The organism is Rhizobium sp. BK060, from assembly GCF_014193145.1.
Classification (GTDB): domain Bacteria; phylum Pseudomonadota; class Alphaproteobacteria; order Rhizobiales; family Rhizobiaceae; genus Rhizobium.
In genome coordinates this window covers 57,800-73,292 of sequence record NZ_JACHYW010000019.1, presented here as the reverse complement: position 1 = coordinate 73,292, position 15,493 = coordinate 57,800, and the positions used below count along the sequence as shown (strand labels likewise).

Below are 15,493 nucleotides of genomic sequence, written 5' to 3'. Positions count from 1 at the left end.
TTATTGTCATATATTGGACAAATGGCGTGCTGCTGGCTAGATCAAAAGGCGTGAAAGGTTGGTTACCTCATGCAACGCCGCGCAGACAACTCGCCAGACGTCTCCGAAATCCATTCGCGTCCAAATCTCCACGTCGTGCGAACGACGGCGGAACCGCACGACAAGCAGTTTCTGCTGCGCGGCGCCTCGTCCTATCGTCGCGCCAGCCTGGCACTCTTCCTCTCCGGTTTTGCGACATTCTCGCTGCTCTATTGCGTGCAGCCACTGATGCCGATCTTTGCTGTGGACTTCGGAGTGAGCCCGGCCGCGAGCTCGCTATCATTGTCCTTGTCGACCGGCTTCCTCGCCTTTGCGATCTTCTGTGCCGCGGCCGTCTCCGAAAGCTTCGGCCGCCGTAGCCTGATGTTCGCCTCGCTGCTCGGCGCTGCCCTTTGCACGATCGCCTGCGCCCTCGTGCCAAGCTGGCACGCGCTCCTTGTTATCCGCGCGCTCGAAGGGTTGTTGCTCGGCGGCGTGCCTGCCGTTGCCATGGCCTACCTCTCCGAGGAAATCGATCCTCGCGGGCTTGGCGCTTCGATGGGCCTTTATATTGCTGGGAACGCTTTCGGCGGCATGGCTGGCCGTGTCGTCACCGGTACGCTGGCTGAATTCTTCTCGTGGCGCATCGCGTTGGGCACGCTCGGCATGCTGGGCCTTGCCGCAGCGATAGGCTTCTTCCTGCTGCTGCCCGCATCGCGCAATTTTAAGCCGCGCAGGGGTTTTGACGCCCGCTTTCATGTGAAGGCCTGGGTCGGCCACATCAGCAATCCAGCACTGCCGTTGCTCTTTGCCGTCGGCTTTCTCGCCATGGGCACCTTCGTCACCGTCTATAATTACATCGGCTTCCGCCTCGTTCAGGCACCCTATAATCTCAACCAGACCGAGCTCGGCCTGATCTTCACGGTCTATCTCTTTGGTATCGCTGCATCCTGGATCGCCGGACTGCTGGGAGATCGGATTGGCCATTTCATCGTCCTGCCGGCTGGCATTGCCGTTGCGGCCGCCGGTGTCGCGATGACCCTTTCCCCCTCCTTGCCGCTGATCGTGCTCGGCATTGTGCTGCTGACATCAGGCTTCTTCGTCGCTCACTCCGTCGCAAGCGCCCTCGTCGGTCGTCTTGCGCGCGGCACCAAGGGGCATGCCTCCTCGCTCTACCTGCTGTCCTACTACGTAGGCTCCAGCGTCGCCGGTTCGGCCGGCGGTTATTTCTGGGGCGCCGATGGCTGGAATGCTGTCGTGCTCTTCACACTGGCGTTGCTCGCCTTGGGTATGATAGCAGCCCTCGTTGCCGCACGGCCGGCAAGTCGGTAGAATCGCTCATGATCCGTATTGACCACCTCGATCACCTTGTTCTGACGGTCACCGATATCGACGCGACCTGCGGCTTTTACGCGCGGACGCTCGGCATGACCGCCGAAACCTTCGGGGAGGGGCGCAGAGCCCTGAGGTTTGGCGACCAGAAAATCAACCTTCACCAGCATGGCCGCGAATTCGAGCCCAAGACGAAGCAGCCGACCCCGGGCTCGGCTGACCTCTGCTTCATCGCCAGCACGCCGCTGGCAGATGTCATCGCGCATCTTCAATCGCAGGGAGTGACAATCGTCGAGGGACCTGTCGATCGTACAGGTGCAGCCGGGCCAATCCGCTCCGTCTATATCAGGGATCCGGATGGCAATCTAATCGAAGTGTCGAATCCGAAACCTGAAGCCTGAAAATAATAAGCCGGCTATACGTTTTTCAGCGTACGTCGCGGCTGAACCCCTCTCATGCCGCTCCACAAATACCAGAAAACGGAGATCAGAACGATCACGCCGCCGATGATCGTGGAAACAGCGGGTGTCTCGGCGAAGGCAAGCCAGACCCAGAGTGGGCCGAGCACCACGTCCAGCAGCCCGATTAACCCGGCCTCGCTCGAGGGAATGTAGCGACCGCCGGTCATGAACAGCAGATAAGCGATTCCCGATGTCGTCGACCCAAAAACGGCAAGCACGAGGATTTCCTGCAGGCTCGGCATCGCATGAGACATCAAGGGCAGGCAGAGCAGCATGCAGAAGCCGGATCCAAGCGCATTGACCGGCGCCAGCCGCAGGGCGGGATAGCGCCGCGCCGCGACAAGCAGGATACTGAAGGTCACGGTCATCAGAAAGGCAAGCGCGTTGCCTGCGATATCGTCGGGCTTCGCGCCGAAACCGGCGACGATCAGGACGCCGACGAACGCGATCAGGCTGGCGGTAAGCACCCGTCTGCTGATGGTCTCCTTCAGCCAGACATAAGCGATACCCGCTGCGACAAAGGGAACAGTTGCGTAAATCGCAAGGACGTTGGCGACAGTCGTCAGCTTCAGCGCGCCGATATAGCCATACATCGACGTTGCGGCCATCAGCCCAAACAGCGGATAGAAATAGAACGGCACCTTGCCGGGCTCCGCGCTGATCCGCTGCTTTGCCAGAATGATGATCGTCAGCGCCAACCCGCCGAACAGCGAGCGCCAGCCGAGTACGGTCCAGACGTCGAGATCGAGCGCCCGCACGAAGAGCCCCGCGGTGCTCCACATGATCGTAGCGATGCCGACGAGGAGCATACCGTAAGTGCGGGGCTGCATGGCGAGGTCCGTTCGTTGGAAGGGCAGCGGCGAATCGACATCCGATCTCTATCAGACACGCGCGACTCGCGATCGATCCGTTGCGCCACGCCATAGCGCAATCCGACGGAAAATTTTGGATGACGGACCTCGGTGCGATCCTATCCAAGACGGATGTAAGGAACGTCCTTCTTTGCCACCTCGTCCAGCGCCTCGTCATAGCCGGCATCGGCATAGCGCATGACGCCAAGCGCCGTGTCGTTGGTGAGCGCATGGTCGAGCCGCTCGTCGGCGGCGTGGGTGCCATCGGCCACCACGGTTACGCCGCAGCTCGTCATGTAGCCGGCATAGCCTCCGCCGCCTGAATGGACGACCACGAGATCGGCCATCGACGAGCAGAGCATCATCGCATCGATCAACGGCCAGTCGGCGATCGCGTCGGAGCCGTCCTTCATCCGCTCGGTCATGATGTTCGGATGCGCCATCGCACCGGCGTCGAGATGATCGCGCGAGAAGGCAATAGGTCCCCTCAACTCACCGCTTGCGACCAGCTCGTTGACCCGGCGGGCCAGCATCGTGCGTTCGCCGTGGCCGAGCCAGGCAATGCGCGCCGGCAAGCCCTCGAAGGGCACGTGCTCGCTCGCCAGCCGGATCCAGTTTGTGATGATCTTGTTCTTGGGGAACATCTCCAAGAGCAGATCGTCGATCCGCGCGATGTCGCTTTCCTCGCCGGACAGTGCCATCCAGCGGAAGGGACCGATTGCCCGCGCAAAGAGCGGCCGAAGATAGGCTTCGGTGAAGATCGGAATGTCGAAGGCGTTGGCTACGCCGCCTTCTTTCGCCTGGGTGCGGATCAGGTTGCCGTTGTCGAAGACTTCCGAGCCCTTCTTCTGGAAGTCCAGCATTGCTGTCACATGCTGGACGATCGAGGCGCGGCTTGCCGCCATCAACTGTCCCTGGCCGTCGTCGCGCAGCTCGCGAACCTGTGCAAGACTCATGCCCTTCGGCACGTAGCCGTAGACGAGGTCGTGGGCGGAGGTTTGGTCGGTGACGATATCGGGAACGATGCCGCGCCGCGCGATTTCGGGATAGATCTCCGCCGCATTGCCGACGAGACCGACGGAAAGCGCTCGCTTATCCTTCACAGCGGCGTCGATCACGGCGAGCGCGGTGTCGAGATCCGGTGCGATTTCCTGCAGGTAGCCGATCTCCTGCCGCTTTTTCGCGCGCTCGGGGTCGATGTCGACGCAGAGGATCGCCGCGCCCGCCATGCGGCCGGCGAGCGGCTGTGCGCCGCCCATGCCGCCGAGCCCCGCCGTCAGCACAAAGCGTCCGAGGAGGTCGCCGCCGAACCGGCGCTCGGCGATGCGCATGAAGATTTCATAGGTGCCCTGAATGACGCCTTGGCTGCCAATATACTGCCAGGCGCCGGCTGTCAGCCCGCCCCAGCAGATCAATCCTTTGCGCTGCAGCTCGTAGAAGACCTCGGCCTTCGCCCATTGCCCGACGATATTGCAGTTCGCCATGATCACCAGCGGCGCCTTCGCGTGCGTCTTCACAAGGCCGATCGGCTTGCCGGACTGGATCAGCAGCGTCTGGTCCTCGTCCATTTCGGTCAGTGCCTTGACGATGCCCTTGTGCGCCGCCCAGTTGCGGGCGGCTTTGCCGAGTGCGGCGTAGACGACGAGATTGTCCGGATCCTCGCCGACCGAGAGAACGTTTTCCAGAAGCCGCAGCAGCGCCTCCTGCCGCCAACCCTTGGCGCGCAATTCCGGTCCGCCCGGAATCGGAAATTTCGGATGACGTGGATTGGGCTTCGGCATCTTGGTCGTTCCTCTATCTCTGTCTTTTTGGCCTCTTGGCCCCATGTCCCGCTCACTTGGCGGGCAGTGAGCGCACAAAGGTTATGGCGGCCTCCAGGAGACGGCGCCGCATATCGTCATCGCCGTAAATCTCCGCGCCGACCCTGACCCATCCGTGCATCGCACGACCGCCGGAAAGCATCTGCGCGGCGCCGGGCAAATTGAGCGCCCAGCCGTCATTGCCTTTGCCGAGACGGATCAGCATGCCGTCTGCTCGGGCGCCGCAAAGGAGATTTCCGTCGAGCAGGAAGGCCAAGCCGCCGAACATCGGCTTCTCGCTGAGACCGGAAATAGTGCCTAGCTCCTCCCGCAGCAATTCCTCGAGGCCGACGTCCCGCGCCATGAGATCAGGCCTCTGCCGCGAGCGCGTAGCGGGCAAGCTCGATGCCCATCGCTTTCTCCACCGGGGGATATACGGTCGGGTCAAGAACGCTGGCCGACAGCGGAATGATGCTCATCGGCACATGCAGGATGAAGACATGCATGCCGCCCTTCAACTGGCCGACGCTCAGCGGCTCTCCGTCAGGCGAGAGCGTCGTGATAACAGAGGGGAAGGTCGCGACCCGTTTGCCCTCGATGTCGTCGACGGCCATGTATTCGTTCATCACATGCATGGTCACTGCCTTGTCGCCGGAGCCGACGACGATCGTGCCGATGTCGAAGGCCTCATTGGTATAGACGACGTCCTTCTTGGTGATGATGCCTTCCGCCAGGATGTGCCCGCCGGTTGTCTTGCAGATGGCATCGATCACGGCCGAGCCACCGATCTTCTCCGCGGCGATGATCGCCTCGCCAAGCGCCAATGCCATTGAGATGCCCCCAAGCGCTGCGTGGGTACGCACATAAGAGGCGCGCAGCGGATTGCGGCAACTTGCGATAAAGCCACCGGACTGATCGGAAGCCGCCCGCAGGATCGGCGAGATCTTCGCCGTCGCGCCCTTCACGACAAGCTCGATGTATCGGTTTTCGGCGCGGTTCCCGCCGACCGCCGTCTGGATCATCTGTTCAGGCGAGCCCGCCATGCCGATCGAGCCCATGTCGCCGGTCGGATGCGCGCGGATATCGCCGACGGCATCGACGACCTTGGTTCCGAGAATAGCGCACGGGAGCCAGCCGTTCAGCGTCGATGACTTGCCGTTCTGGCCGATGATCAGCCCGGACAGCTTCTCCCCGAGTTCGTCCTGCAGCAACTGCACGGCCTTCACATAGTCGATGCCCTGCATTTCCCAGGGGGTCGTTGAGGCGGGCGCGCCGATCGCGGCGGCAGTAGCGATCCAGTCGTCGTCCTTCAGCTCATCGATCGATACGAGTTCCGGCTTGCCGACGTTGACGGCGGCATAGCCGAGCATGCGGCCATGATCCGCCCAGCCGCCGCCACCGGCGGCATAGACCGACCCTCCCTTGACGGCTGCTTCGACATCCTTCTCAACGAGTATGCGTCCCATCAGGCATTCTCCTGCTTCAAGCTCTTGTCCATGTCTAAGACGGCTTCGAAAAGCACGGCCGCCCCAAGCGCGATGTCATCGTTTTCCGCCCATTCGTCAGCGGAGTGACTGCGCCCCTCCTTGCACGGCACGAAGATCATGGCCGCGGCCGCCACCTTGGCAATCCATGCCATGTCGTGGCCGGCGCCCGATGCCATGCGCCGGTGCTTGGCGCCGACGGTTTCGCACGCCTTTTCGAGTGTCTTCAACAGTCCGGCATCGCTCGGCGTCGGATAATTGTCAGAGACGCGCATAGGGCTCTTGATCGACACTCCGTAAGCAATGGCTAACTTAATGACATGCTCGTCCAGCCACTCACAGAAGGCCTCCATGTCATTTCGGACCTCGGCGCGCCCATCGATCAGCAAGACGACTTTCGAGGGAACGACGTTGGCCGCATTCGGCTCGATCCGGAACTCGCCGACCGTCGCCGCAAAATGTCCAGGCGTCTTTGCCCGGGCGGCCGCGGCATTGCGGATATCGAGAACCAGTTGCGCGGCGGCGACCAGCGCATCCGAGCGGCTATCCATCGGCGTCGTGCCGGCATGGTCCGCGCGCCCCTCGACGATGATCTCAATCCGGGTGATCCCGGCGATCGCCGTGACGATGCCGATATCCTTCTTCTCGTTCTCAAGGACCGGTCCCTGCTCGATATGCAGTTCGAGAAAGCCGGCAATATCGGGCCTGTTCTGCTGCGGCAGCACGCCCGGGCGCCCGCCGACCTCGGCAATCGCCTCGGCCAGATCACGCCCGTCCGTCACGCGGGAAAGCCAGGCTTCCGGCAGTTGCCCGGTCATGCCTCGGCTGCCGATACAGGAGACGCCGAAAATGCTGACCTCCTCCGCAAGGAAGTCGACGATCTCCAGGTCGTGATCGAGTTCAATGTCCTGATCGCTCAGCGCACGGGCGACTTCCAGCGCCGCCACCACGCCGGCAGTGCCGTCGAAGCGCCCACCATCCGGCACGGTGTCCGAGTGCGATCCGAGCATGATCGTGCCGAGCCCGTCTACGACGCCCCGTCGCTTGCCGATCAGGTTGCCGGCGGCATCGATCCTTGTCTCAAGGCCAGCCGCCCGCATGCGCGCTTCGATATGGGAGCGCCCCTCGAGAAAGAGCGGGGAGAAGGCGCGGCGCGTCCACGGACGGGACGGCTCGGTAATCCCGGCCAGAGCGTCGATATCCTCCGCGATACGGCCGGCATTGACCGGCAGGTTTCGGCTCATTCTGCGGCTCCGGCAATCACCTGCCTTGGCAGCGGACGCACAAATTGGCCGGTCCCCGGCTCAGCCAACACGGTCGCGCCATCGGTGATCTTGCTACCGCGCAGATAGGTCGCGGAGACCGTCCAGGGAAGGCGGATGCCGTTGTAAGGGCTCCAGCCGACCACGTTGTTGCCACTCGCTGCCGCGTCATAGACCGTTTCGCGCGGCTCGAGCACGACGATATCGGCGTCCTTGCCTGATGTGAGCGCGCCCTTCACGTGATCGAGGCGGAAATGCTTCGCCGGGTTTTCCGCCATCAGCTTTGCCGCCCATGTCAGCGGGATGCCGCGCTCGGAGGCGCCCTTGATGAAGAGCGGCACCATCACTTCGAGCCCGGGCACGCCTGACGCGTTTGCGAGCATGTCAGGGTTGGTCTTGCGATTTTCAGACCAGCTGACGTGATCCGTCGAGACCAGCCAGACATTGCCCTCGGCGACCCTGCGCCACAGCGCCTCGACCTCGGCGCGCGGCCGGATCGGCGGATTGATCTTCGCCTTGCCGCCGAGGCGTTTGACGTCGTTTTCCTCGTCCAGCGTCAGATAATGAATGCAGCATTCCACCGTCGCCTCGAAGCCATCGCGGCGGTAGGCGCGTGCGATGTCGTAGCCGCGTCCGAGGGAGCAATGCACCACATGCGACGGGCATCCAGTATTGGCGCCGGTTTCGAAGATGGTGTGCATCGCCAGCAGCTCGGTGATCGGCGGCCGGGACAGGCCATGCGCCCGCCAATCGGTGATTCCGCTTGCCTTCACGCGCTCCATATAGGTGCGAACAGCTTCGTCATCCTCGTTGTGAACGCCGGCGGTCAGCCCCGTCGGCGTGATCGCGGCAAAGCACTCGTCCAGAAGGGCAGGGGGGATGCGCGGGAAACGTTTCGGGTCCGTACCGAACGTCGAGAACTTGAAGGCTGCAACGCCGGCATCCACCATTTCGGCTACCCGCTTGGCGCCTTCCTCAGGATCCACGGTTCCGTACAGCGCAAAATCGACCCGCGCCTGCGGACCGGCATGGGCGATCTTCTTCTTCACGGCTTCCGCCGAGCAGACAAGGTTGCCTTCATCGTACGGCATATCGACGATCGTCGTCACGCCGCCGGCAGCAGCCGAGCGGGTCGACCAGATGAAATCCTCCTGGTCCTTTTGCGACAGCGAGTGAACCTGGGCGTCGATTGCTCCTGGCAGGATCAATGCCTTGCCGAGGAGGTGGCGCTCGCGCGCGGCAGGCGGCACGCCGAGACCGATTTCCGCAATCTTGCCATCGCGGACGGCGACGTAGCCGGCTTCCAGGATGCGCTCCGGCAAAACGACCGTGCCTTGCAGAACGAGATCGAAATCAGCCATGCCGCTTTCTCCGTGGCGAATATTGAAGGGATCAGATAGCGACCGGTTCCTGGGTCAGGCGCTGTTCGATGCGCTCCAGCGAGCCGAGCGCAAAGAAATCGTCGAACGAAGCGATCGGCACCTCTTCGATGAGTTTGGACATGAAGGCGCCGGAACCAAGCTCTTCCTCGATCGCTTCCACCTCGGCAGAGAGCGGCCGGTCGACCGTATAAAAGTCCGCATGCTTGCGAACGACGTCATAAAGCATACCGCCGACGCCCTTCGGCTTGTCGCCGAGGATGTCCACGGCCTGTGCCGAAAGCAGCGCTTCGAGAGCGGCAAGTCGCATCAGAGCTCGCATCTGGCGCTCGAAACGCTCGATCACCAGCGGCAGGAAGGCAGCCTCATCCTCAAGGCCCGCCGCAACGACCAGAGACTGCGCCGACACCGGGTTCGACATCGACAGCACGCGCGAGAAAATCTCGCCGGCCAGCTTGATGATTGGGCCGAAACCTGTGGCGATACGGCCGGGCGGCACGAGATTGACGGGCAGGTCGCGGCGCTGGCCGTTGCCGAGCAGGACGCATCGGTTGAAAGCGTTGCGGGCGGCGTGCGCCATGCAGAGAGCCGCTGACTCCAGCAGGATCGTCACATCGAGCGGCAGCGACCCGCCCGAGGTCATGACCCGACCCTCGACGACGACAGGGTTGTCGTCGGAGCGTCCGGTGGCGGCCAGGATCTTGTGTCCTGTTGTCAGCAGGTTCTCGATCACCGCGCCGAAAACCTGCGCGATCATGCGCAGGCTCAACGGGTCCTGGACGTGGGTTTTGACCGGCCAATCCCAAGCGTCCGAAGCGTTGCAGAGCCAGGAGCCGATCAAAGCCTCCCGGGAGGTGCCGACATGGCGGACGGAAAGCCACGGATCGCGGGACGCGCCAAGCGCGCCTGATGCCATCATGCCGGAGGCCAGCAGCACGCGAATGGAGGCTGCGGCATTGCGTGTCGCATCCGCCGCTGCCGCGAAGCTCACGGCGTTGACGCTGAGCGAGGCGAGGCTGTCCCGCGGAGCCATGGTGAAGGGCTTCATGCCGGCTGCCGCGAAGGCATCGGCCGCCTGCATGCGCTTGCCACGATGGACGGCTTCCCCGACGCCGGTCAGCACGGCGCCGATCTGCCCCATGAGGCCGATGTCGGCGCAGCCAATGGAGCCGGTACGGCGGACGATCGGAATGATGTCAGCTTCCAGCATCCGCATATAGGCATCGACGAGTCCGGGCGTGCAGCCGACCTGCCCGGTCAGAGCGGTATTGATACGGATGGCCATCGCATTGCGCACAACGGAACTCGAAAACGGCGTCCCTGTGCCGAAGTGATGCGCACGCACGAGCCCGAGATTGAAAGCGTCCAGATCCTCCGGGGACCACTCGACATCCTTCATGGCGCCGACGCCGGTCGTCGCACCGTAGACGGGCATCCCGGCGTTGATCGCATCCTCGACAATTCCGCGCGCGATCTCGACACGGGCCATGCCCGTTGCCGAAGCCGAAAGCGCCACCTTGCCCGATCCGATCCTCACCATCTCAGCAAAGCTGAGCGGCTGCCCGGAAAGTTCGATGCGGGGGCGTTCATGCTTCATCTGCCATATCTCCTTGAAAAGTGAGACTATGCGACGGCGCTACTCGATGGGATATCCCAAATATCGAACACAACATGCATTGCTGCGATGGATCAGGTCACCACCCAGGCTATATAGAGAAGGGCGAGCGCGATAATCCAGAGGGCGAACCGACCGGAGCGATTGTGGCGCGCTTCGGATTTGCCGATGGCCTCGGCCGTTTCCGCATCGAACCGCAATCCATGCTCGCTCATGTGCAGCAGTTGATGGTGGAACTTCTCCGTCTTGGCGGCAATCTCGGGTGCAGCTTCGGCAAGCTTGACCGCCGCCTTCAACCCGTCCTTGAGATCGGTGACGACGCGCTTCGGGCCGAGATTGTTGCGAATCCAGTCGCCGACGACGGGTTCGGACGCTTTCCACATGTTGAAGCGTGGATTGAGCATGCGTGATACACCTTCGACCACGACCATCGTCTTCTGCAGCATGACCAGTTCTGGCCGCGTCGCCATGTCGAAGAGTTCGGTCACCTCGAACAGCAGCGTCAGCAGCTTGCCCATCGAGATGGTTTCGGCGGGCTGGCCATGGATCGGCTCGCCGATCGCGCGGATCGCTTGCGCGAAGCTCTCGACATTGTGGTGGCCCGGCACGTAGCCCGCCTCGAAGTGGACCTCCGCCACCCGGATATAGTCACGGGTGATGAAACCGAACAGAATTTCGGCAAGGAAGCGGCGCTCCTTCTTCCCCAGCCTTCCCACGATCCCCATGTCGACAGCAACGATATCGCCGTGCTCGTCGACAAAGAGATTGCCGGGATGCATGTCGGCGTGGAAGAAGCCGTCGCGCAGCGTATGACGCAGGAAGGACTGGATCAGCGCATCCGCAAGCATATTGAGATCATGACCGGCTGCGCGCAAGCCATCGACGTCGGACATCTTGACGCCGTCGATCCACTCCATGGTGATCACGTCGCGGCCGGTGCGCTCCCAATCGACCTTCGGCACACGGAAGCCCGGGTCTTTCTCGGTGTTTTCGGCGATCTCGGAAAGGGCCGCAGCCTCCAGGCGCAGGTCCATTTCCACTTTGGTCGTCTGCTCCAGGGTCTTCGTCACTTCGACCGGCCTCAACCGCCGGCTTGAAGGCATGAAGCGCTCCTGCATGTGAGCGACGAGATACATCGCCTCAATGTCATGGGAGAAACGCTGACGCACGCCTGGGCGTACAACCTTGACCGCAACCTTCTTGCGTCCGGCAGCCGTATCGACCTCGGCGGGGTGGACCTGGGCGATCGAAGCGGCCGCAATCGGGTCGCCGAAGCTTGCATATAGCTCCTCGATCGGGCGGCCGAGAGACCCGGAGATGCTCGCCTTGGCGGCGGCGAGCGGAAAGAACGCCATACGGTCCTGGAGCTGCGACAGATCGTCGGCGAACTCGACGCCAACGACATCCGGGCGCGTTGCCAGGAACTGGCCGATCTTCACATAGGAGGGGCCGAGCCGCTCAACGGCCTGCGCCAGCCGATCGCTGCGCTTCTTCGATTTCGAACGATTGCGCGCGAAGAGGCCGACAAACGACTTGGCAAGGCCGACCGAGGGCGGAAGATCTTCCGACGGAAGGGCCGAAATCACGCCTTCGCGCACGAGAATCCAGCCGACACGCCAGAGCCGGAAATATGCTCCCAAGGTGCTCATGCCGGATTGCCTGCCTGCGAAAGCAAGCGGGTGAACGACTGTTCTCGAACCATCCCTCAGAGCTTCCAGCCGGAGTGGAGAGCTGCGATTCCGCCGGTATAGTTCGTGAAGTTCACGCGCGAGAAGCCGGCGTTGCGGATCATGTCCGCAAAATTCTCCTGGTTGGGGAACTTGCGGATGGATTCGACGAGATACTGATAGGGCTCGGCCTCGCCTGTGATCGCCTTGCCGAACTTTGGAATGGCATTGAAGGACCAGCTGTCATAGACGCGATCGAGAAACGGCATATCCACTTCTGAAAACTCGAGTACGAGCAGCCGGCCGCCGCGCTTCAGCACACGATAGGCTTCGCTCAGTGCCACGTCGATGCGCGGCACATTGCGGATACCGAAGGCGATCGTATAGGCGTCGAAGCTGTTCGGATCGAATGGCAGATCCTCAGCGTTTGCCTCGACGAAAGTCAGGTTGTCCGAAAGCTTCTTCTTGGCGGCGCGCTCGGCGCCGACCGCCAGCATGGAGCCGTTGATGTCGAGCACGGTCGCATGGGCCTGCCGGTTGGACGCCTCAACGATGCGAAATGCGATGTCGCCGGTGCCGCCGGCAACGTCGAGAACCTTGTAGCCGGGCTCCTTGCGCGGATTGAGCGCTGCAATCATCGCGTCCTTCCAGACGCGGTGCATGCCGACCGACATGACGTCGTTCATGATGTCGTAGCGTTTGGCGACCTTGTGGAAGACCTCGTTGACCAGGCCCTGCTTTTCACCATCCGCCACTTCGCGGAAGCCGTAGGATGTTTCCATGCCGCCTTCGGCGGAGGTACGGCTTTGTGACATCGAAATACTCCATCTCTCTGAAATCGGCGCGGCGACCATAGCGAACGGACGCGCGCGGCGCTATCTGTGGGCCACGCTCAAAGCCGCGGCACCTTGGCGCTATAGCGCACAACGCTCGTGGTTGAAACATGTTAGATATAGATGGGTTAAGATGCCGGAATTGCCAGAAGTCGAAACCGTCAGACGCGGGCTTGCCCCGACCATGGAAGGCGCGCGGATCGCCCGCCTGGAGCTACGTCGCAAGGACCTTCGGTTTCCCTTTCCCGACGGTTTGGAAGCGCGCGTGACAGGCCGCAGGATCGTCGCGCTCGGTCGCCGCGCTAAATATCTGCTGATCGACCTCGACGACGGCACGACGATCATCTCGCATCTCGGCATGTCCGGCTCGTTCCGCATCGAGGCGGGACCGCTTTCCGATGCGCCGGGCGAATTTAATCATCCGCGCTCGAAGGACGAAAAGCATGATCATGCGATCTTCCATCTGGAAGGGCCGAACGGTGTCAGCCGCGTCATCTATAATGACCCGCGTCGCTTCGGCTTCATGGACATGGCGCAGCGTTCCGAACTGGAGCTCAATCCGTTCCTCTTCGGCCTCGGGCCGGAGCCGACGGGCAACGAACTCAGCGCCGCCTATCTGGCGGAACGTTTCGCCGGCAAGGCGCAGCCGCTAAAGAGCGCGCTGCTGGATCAAAAGACCATTGCCGGGCTCGGCAATATATATGTCTGCGAGGCGCTGTGGCGTTCGCACCTGCGTCCCACCCGTGCTGCAGCGACGCTTATCACCAAGACAGGCAAGCCGAACAAGCAGATGGACCTTCTGGTCGCCTCCATTCGCGACGTCATCGCCGACGCCATCAAGGCTGGCGGCTCGTCACTGCGCGACCATATCCAGGCGGATGGCTCGCTCGGTTATTTCCAGCATTCCTTCTCTGTCTATGACCGCGAAAGTCTACCTTGCCGCACCCTGGGCTGTGGCGGTACGGTCGCCCGCATTGTCCAGGCTGGGCGCTCGACCTTCTATTGCCCTGCCTGTCAAAAGTAACGGGAGGATTGTCCATGGCCTATGAAACGCTGATCGTCGAAACCCGCGGCGCGGTCGGCCTGATCACGCTGAACCGTCCACAGGCGCTGAACGCGCTGAACTCGACCGTGCTGAAGGAGCTTCTTCAGGCCTACGAAGCCTTCCAGGCCGATGATGCCGTTGGCGCGATGGTCCTGACCGGTTCCGAGCGCGCATTCGCCGCCGGTGCCGACATCAAGGAAATGCAGCCGCTGGACTATGTCGATGTCTACAGCCGCGATCTGATGAGCGGATGGGACGACGTCGCGAAGGTGCGCAAGCCCGTGATCGCGGCCGTCAGCGGCTTTGCGCTTGGCGGCGGCTGCGAGCTGGCAATGATGTGCGACGTCATCATCGCCTCGGAGACTGCCAAGTTCGGCCAGCCGGAGATCACCCTCGGCGTCATTCCTGGCATGGGCGGCTCGCAGCGACTTACGCGCGTTGTCGGCAGGTACAAGGCCATGGATCTGATCCTCACCGGCCGCATGATGGACGCTGCCGAAGCCGAGCGCGCAGGACTCGTTTCGCGTGTGGTGGCGCCCGAGCGGCTGCTGGATGAGGCATTGGAGGCAGCCGCCAAGATCGCCTCGCTATCGCGTCCTTCCGTGCTGATGGCGAAGGAGGCCGTAAACCGCGCACTGGAGACCACCTTGGAGGAAGGTCTGCGCTTCGAGCGTCGCCTTTTCCACAGCCTCTTTTCCACCGAAGACCAGAAAGAAGGGATGACGGCCTTCATCGAAAAGCGTAAGCCCGCCTTCAAGAACCGCTGAGCCTTGGAGAAAGGCGGCGTTTCCTCGAAAATGCGCGTTGACGTGGGTCGGCTTTAGGGTTATATGCCCGCCCACGGTTCGGGAAGCCACTCCGGTTTTCCGATTATGCTCCCGTATTGCTGTATGTAGTGGCCGCAAGGCCCGCGGTGATGACGGAGTTTGTTCGAATTCTTAGAGAGGCATCCATGGCCAATACAACTTCGGCGAAAAAAGCGACCCGCAAGATCGCCCGCCGTACCGACGTCAATAAGGCTCGTCGCTCGCGCGTTCGTACTTTCGTTCGCAAGGTCGAAGAGGCAATCGCATCCGGGGATGCTGCCAAGGCAAAGGAAGCATTCCTCGCCGCGCAGCCGGAACTGGCGCGCGCCGCAGGTAAGGGCGTGCTGCACGCCAACACGGCTTCCCGCAAGGTCTCGCGCCTGGCAGCTCGTGTGAAGGCTCTGTCGGTTTCTGCGACCGCATAATCTTTCATTAACAAACGCGTCGTTATGATTAGCCCGGCAACTTTGTCGGGCTTTTTCGATTCCGCCGACTGGCTTCCGTATGGTTAATTCGGCGACGATTTCATGTCGAGCGTGTGACACGAAAAATGCAATAGAAACAAGTGCTTGCTGTAGGATACTTCAGGTGGGCTCGACTCAGGGCCTACAATCTGCGGTCTGAGCTGAGTCAAGAAGCTTTTTTATTTTTTTCTTTTTATGCGTGTCAAAAATGCCGGCGGGACGAATCTCCTTGATTCAAAAGCGATTCTTTTTTGACACGGATGTGACGCCCAAAGACTGCCCCCGGAGTCAACGGCCCGCTCTTAATTTTGCGTAAAATTCATCGTTGATTCCCGCATTCGATCCTGCCTAAATGCCGATCAACAAGGGGTCCAGACATCACCTGTGAAGGCTTGGTCTGAAACTGCCACGTCGGCAGGACGATGAAGCTGTGCCACTTGTTACGGAGAGTCTAAAGCCTCCGGTTTTTCACGCACT

14 protein-coding genes are annotated in these 15,493 nt (G+C 61.8%); 5 read left to right on the top strand and 9 right to left on the bottom strand.

Features of this window, described 5'->3' with window-relative positions; all coding sequences use genetic code 11:
• Window positions 1-69: 69 nt before the first annotated feature.
• Together FHT71_RS20690 and FHT71_RS20685 are read left to right on the top strand one after the other, a co-directional pair.
• The gene (locus tag FHT71_RS20690; RefSeq protein ID WP_183721700.1) at window positions 70-1,350 is read left to right on the top strand and encodes an MFS transporter; all 1,281 of its coding nucleotides are present in this window, start codon (window positions 70-72) and stop codon (window positions 1,348-1,350) included.
• Window positions 1,351-1,358: 8 nt separating this feature from the next.
• Window positions 1,359-1,751: a VOC family protein gene (locus FHT71_RS20685; protein ID WP_132591933.1), complete on the top strand. Its 393-nt coding sequence runs from the start codon at window positions 1,359-1,361 to the stop codon at window positions 1,749-1,751.
• 14 nt (window positions 1,752-1,765) lie between these two features.
• On the opposite strand, the gene FHT71_RS20680 is transcribed toward FHT71_RS20685, so the two are convergent.
• The 9 genes from FHT71_RS20680 to ubiE form a co-directional block, all read right to left on the bottom strand.
• Window positions 1,766-2,641, bottom strand: coding sequence for a DMT family transporter (locus FHT71_RS20680; protein WP_007799594.1), 876 nt, complete (start codon window positions 2,639-2,641; stop codon window positions 1,766-1,768).
• A 140-nt stretch (window positions 2,642-2,781) separates the two neighbouring features.
• The gene (locus FHT71_RS20675) at window positions 2,782-4,443 is read right to left on the bottom strand and encodes a urocanate hydratase (protein ID WP_132591935.1); all 1,662 of its coding nucleotides are present in this window, start codon (window positions 4,441-4,443) and stop codon (window positions 2,782-2,784) included.
• A gap of 52 nt (window positions 4,444-4,495) precedes the next feature.
• Window positions 4,496-4,825: a TfoX/Sxy family protein gene (locus FHT71_RS20670; RefSeq protein ID WP_007799599.1), complete on the bottom strand. Its 330-nt coding sequence runs from the start codon at window positions 4,823-4,825 to the stop codon at window positions 4,496-4,498.
• Between the two features lie 4 nt (window positions 4,826-4,829).
• Complete coding sequence (locus FHT71_RS20665) at window positions 4,830-5,927, bottom strand: DUF917 family protein (protein WP_132591937.1); 1,098 nt, start codon at window positions 5,925-5,927, stop codon at window positions 4,830-4,832.
• Window positions 5,927-7,189, bottom strand: a complete 1,263-nt coding sequence (locus FHT71_RS20660; RefSeq protein ID WP_132591939.1) for a Zn-dependent hydrolase — start codon at window positions 7,187-7,189, stop codon at window positions 5,927-5,929. Before FHT71_RS20660 ends, FHT71_RS20665 begins: the two co-directional genes overlap by 1 nt.
• Window positions 7,186-8,568 carry an amidohydrolase family protein gene (locus FHT71_RS20655; RefSeq protein ID WP_007799605.1) on the bottom strand — a complete coding sequence of 461 codons (1,383 nt, stop codon included), beginning with the start codon at window positions 8,566-8,568 and terminating at the stop codon, window positions 7,186-7,188. The genes FHT71_RS20660 and FHT71_RS20655 overlap by 4 nt, the downstream gene beginning before the upstream one ends.
• Before the next feature lie 31 nt (window positions 8,569-8,599).
• Complete coding sequence (locus FHT71_RS20650; protein WP_007799606.1) at window positions 8,600-10,183, bottom strand: aromatic amino acid lyase; 1,584 nt, start codon at window positions 10,181-10,183, stop codon at window positions 8,600-8,602.
• 92 nt (window positions 10,184-10,275) lie between these two features.
• The gene (gene ubiB, locus FHT71_RS20645; protein ID WP_007799608.1) at window positions 10,276-11,850 is read right to left on the bottom strand and encodes a 2-polyprenylphenol 6-hydroxylase; all 1,575 of its coding nucleotides are present in this window, start codon (window positions 11,848-11,850) and stop codon (window positions 10,276-10,278) included.
• A 56-nt stretch (window positions 11,851-11,906) separates the two neighbouring features.
• On the bottom strand, window positions 11,907-12,683 hold the full coding sequence (gene ubiE / locus FHT71_RS20640) for a bifunctional demethylmenaquinone methyltransferase/2-methoxy-6-polyprenyl-1,4-benzoquinol methylase UbiE (protein WP_132591941.1): 777 nt from the start codon (window positions 12,681-12,683) through the stop codon (window positions 11,907-11,909).
• A 151-nt stretch (window positions 12,684-12,834) separates the two neighbouring features.
• Between ubiE and mutM the strand changes: the two genes are divergently transcribed.
• The 3 genes from mutM to rpsT all read left to right on the top strand — a co-directional run bounded on the left by mutM (window position 12,835) and on the right by rpsT (window position 14,977).
• The gene (gene mutM, locus FHT71_RS20635; protein WP_132591943.1) at window positions 12,835-13,725 is read left to right on the top strand and encodes a bifunctional DNA-formamidopyrimidine glycosylase/DNA-(apurinic or apyrimidinic site) lyase; all 891 of its coding nucleotides are present in this window, start codon (window positions 12,835-12,837) and stop codon (window positions 13,723-13,725) included.
• A gap of 14 nt (window positions 13,726-13,739) precedes the next feature.
• Window positions 13,740-14,513 carry an enoyl-CoA hydratase gene (locus FHT71_RS20630; protein WP_183721697.1) on the top strand — a complete coding sequence of 258 codons (774 nt, stop codon included), beginning with the start codon at window positions 13,740-13,742 and terminating at the stop codon, window positions 14,511-14,513.
• A 185-nt stretch (window positions 14,514-14,698) separates the two neighbouring features.
• Complete coding sequence (gene rpsT / locus FHT71_RS20625) at window positions 14,699-14,977, top strand: 30S ribosomal protein S20 (RefSeq protein ID WP_007799616.1); 279 nt, start codon at window positions 14,699-14,701, stop codon at window positions 14,975-14,977.
• Window positions 14,978-15,493 lie beyond the last annotated feature (516 nt).